This is a genomic window from Listeria sp. ILCC797 (assembly GCF_900186185.1).
In the GTDB taxonomy this organism is placed as follows: domain Bacteria; phylum Bacillota; class Bacilli; order Lactobacillales; family Listeriaceae; genus Listeria; species Listeria goaensis.
Window position 1 is genome coordinate 1 of sequence record NZ_FYBS01000021.1, and the last position, 3,295, is coordinate 3,295.

Sequence of the window (3,295 nt, forward strand, 5' to 3'; positions counted from 1 at the left end):
ATTGCCCGGCAGCGACCTACTCTCACAGGGGGAAGCCCCCAACTACCATCGGCGCAGAGAAGCTTAACTACCGTGTTCGGGATGGGAACGGGTGTGACCTTCTCGCCATAACTACCAGACAATGAAAGAAAGAACGTTGTTCTCTCAAAACTAGAGAAGAAAAGTGTTGAGTTACAAAGTAACGAAAACCAGATTAAAAGGTTAAGTCCTCGATCGATTAGTATTTGTCCGCTCCATATGTCGCCATACTTCCACTCCAAACCTATCTACCTGATCATCTTTCAGGGATCTTACTTTCCGAAGAAATGGGAAATCTCATCTTGAGGGGGGCTTCACGCTTAGATGCTTTCAGCGTTTATCCCTGCCGCACATAGCTACCCAGCGATGCTCCTGGCGGAACAACTGGTACACCAGCGGTGCGTCCATCCCGGTCCTCTCGTACTAAGGACAGCTCCTCTCAAATTTCCTGCGCCCGCGACGGATAGGGACCGAACTGTCTCACGACGTTCTGAACCCAGCTCGCGTGCCGCTTTAATGGGCGAACAGCCCAACCCTTGGGACCGACTACAGCCCCAGGATGCGACGAGCCGACATCGAGGTGCCAAACCTCCCCGTCGATGTGGACTCTTGGGGGAGATAAGCCTGTTATCCCCGGGGTAGCTTTTATCCGTTGAGCGATGGCCCTTCCATGCGGAACCACCGGATCACTAAGCCCGACTTTCGTCCCTGCTCGACTTGTCAGTCTCGCAGTCAAGCTCCCTTGTGCCTTTACACTCTGCGAATGATTTCCATCCATTCTGAGGGAACCTTTGGGCGCCTCCGTTACTCTTTAGGAGGCGACCGCCCCAGTCAAACTGCCCACCTGACACTGTCTCCCCACGCGCTAAGCGTGGCGGGTTAGAATGGTCATACAGCGGGGGTAGTATCCCACCAGCGCCTCCTCGCATGCTGGCGCACGCGATTCTTCGGCTCCTACCTATCCTGTACAAGCGGTACAAACATTCCATATCAGGTTGCAGTAAAGCTCCACGGGGTCTTTCCGTCCTGTCGCGGGTAACCTGCATCTTCACAGGTACTATAATTTCACCGAGTCTCTCGTTGAGACAGTGCCCAGATCGTTGCGCCTTTCGTGCGGGTCGGAACTTACCCGACAAGGAATTTCGCTACCTTAGGACCGTTATAGTTACGGCCGCCGTTTACTGGGGCTTCAATTCTGAGCTTCGCAAGAAGCTAACCCATCCTCTTAACCTTCCAGCACCGGGCAGGCGTCAGCCCCTATACGTCACCTTACGGTTTTGCAGAGACCTGTGTTTTTGCTAAACAGTCGCCTGGGCCTATTCACTGCGGCTCTCTCGGGCTTTCACCCTAATAGAGCACCCCTTCTCCCGAAGTTACGGGGTCATTTTGCCGAGTTCCTTAACGAGAGTTCTCTCGCTCACCTTAGGATTCTCTCCTCATCTACCTGTGTCGGTTTGCGGTACGGGCAGTATCTCTCTTCCTAGAGGCTTTTCTTGGCAGCGTGAAATCAGGAACTTCCGTACTTTATTTCCTTCCCCATCACAGCTCATGCTTCGCAAGAAGCGGATTTGCCTACTTCTCACACTCACTGCTTGGACGCACATTTCCATTCGTGCGATTCCCTATCCTTCTGCGTCACCCCATTGGTCAAACAATTGACACTGGTACAGGAATATCAACCTGTTGTCCATCGCCTACGCCTATCGGCCTCAGCTTAGGTCCCGACTAACCCTGAGCGGACGAGCCTTCCTCAGGAAACCTTAGATATTCGGTGGAAGGGATTCTCACCCTTCTTTCGCTACTCATACCGGCATTCTCACTTCTAAGCGCTCCACCAGTCCTTCCGGTCTGACTTCAACGCCCTTAGAACGCTCTCCTACCACGAACCACTTAGTGGTTCATCCACAGTTTCGGTAATACGTTTAGCCCCGGTACATTTTCGGCGCGGGGTCACTCGACCAGTGAGCTATTACGCACTCTTTCAAGGATGGCTGCTTCTAAGCCAACCTCCTGGTTGTCTAAGCAACCCCACATCCTTTTCCACTTAACGTATATTTGGGGACCTTAACTGGTGGTCTGGGCTGTTTCCCTTTCGACTACGGATCTTATCACTCGCAGTCTGACTCCCGAGTATAAGTACATGGCATTCGGAGTTTATCTGAATTCGGTAACCCGAGAGGGGCCCCTAGTCCAAACAGTGCTCTACCTCCATGACTCTTTACCTCGAGGCTAGCCCTAAAGCTATTTCGGAGAGAACCAGCTATCTCCAAGTTCGATTGGAATTTCTCCGCTACCCACACCTCATCCCCGCACTTTTCAACGTGCGTGGGTTCGGACCTCCAGTAAGTATTACCTTACCTTCATCCTGGACATGGGTAGATCACCTGGTTTCGGGTCTACGACCTGTTACTCATGCGCCCTATTCAGACTCGCTTTCGCTACGGCTCCGCTTTTTCCGCTTAACCTTGCAACAAATCGTAACTCGCCGGTTCATTCTACAAAAGGCACGCTATCACCCATTAACGGGCTCTAACTACTTGTAGGCACACGGTTTCAGGTACTCTTTCACTCCCCTCCCGGGGTGCTTTTCACCTTTCCCTCACGGTACTGGTTCACTATCGGTCACTAGGGAGTATTTAGCCTTGGGAGATGGTCCTCCCGGATTCCGACGGAATTTCACGTGTTCCGCCGTACTCAGGATCCACTCTGGAGAGAAGCCTATTTCAACTACCGGGCTTTTACCGTCTCTGGCGGGCCTTTCCAGACCGCTTCATTTATAGCCTTCCTTTGTAACTCCGTATAGAGTGTCCTACAACCCCAAGAAGCAAGCTTCTTGGTTTGGGCTCTTTCCGTTTCGCTCGCCGCTACTCAGGAAATCGATTTTTCTTTCTCTTCCTCCAGGTACTTAGATGTTTCAGTTCCCTGGGTCTGCCTTCCTTATGCTATGTATTCACATAAGGATACTATCCGACTAAAGATAGTGGGTTCCCCCATTCGGAAATCTCTGGATCAACGCTTACGTACAGCTCCCCAAAGCATATCGGTGTTAGTCCCGTCCTTCTTCGGCTCCTAGTGCCAAGGCATCCACCGTGCGCCCTTCCTAACTTAACCTCATAGACTTCTTCGAAGTCCGGTTAATCTGAATCGCGTTTACCAGCGATGATAAACGTCGGTTCATTTGAAAGATACACTTTCAGTTGATTCTCGGTTACTTTTATACAAGTGTTTCCACTTGTGATAACTTTACTAACTTTTCTTATCTAGTTTTCAAAGAACA

General features: G+C 51.2%; 2 rRNA genes. Both read right to left on the reverse strand.

The annotated features are described in order from the left end of the window. Positions 1 to 3: 3 nt before the first annotated feature. A 5S ribosomal RNA gene (gene rrf, locus BN1609_RS13845) occupies positions 4 to 119 on the reverse strand. Between the two features lie 78 nt (positions 120 to 197). Continuing rightward, a 23S ribosomal RNA gene (locus BN1609_RS13850) occupies positions 198 to 3,129 on the reverse strand. Positions 3,130 to 3,295: the final 166 nt, after the last annotated feature.